This window comes from Paenibacillus oenotherae (assembly GCF_019443105.1).
Classification (GTDB): Bacteria; Bacillota; Bacilli; order Paenibacillales; family Paenibacillaceae; genus Paenibacillus_Z; species Paenibacillus_Z oenotherae.
Map to the genome: position 1 here is coordinate 1 of NZ_JAHZIJ010000099.1, position 310 is coordinate 310.

Consider the following 310-nt stretch of genomic DNA (forward strand, 5'->3'; position numbering starts at 1 on the left):
AACGAATAGCTCGTATTCGCACTTAAACCTGTCACCGTTGCACTCGTATCACTTCCACCAAGTGCACCCGATGTCGTCGCTGCACTCCACGTTGTCCCTCCATCGGTCGACTGCTCAATCGCCAGCGACGTGGCTCCGCTGACTGCGCTCCAGCCAAAGTCCGCTGTCGTCGATGTCTTACCAGTCGTTGCAAAATCACTCACCGGGACGGACAGCGTCGTTAACGCTACCGCATTCGAGTTCCCCGCATTCGCTCCGCCAGTGATGACCAAGCGGAAGGAGTAGCTCGTATTCGCACTCAGGCCTGTCA

Annotated in this window: 1 pseudogene; it reads right to left on the bottom strand. The window is 57.1% G+C overall.

From position 1 onward, the window contains the following. Positions 1-310, bottom strand: a pseudogene (locus K0T92_RS24750) (hypothetical protein); the annotation flags it as partial.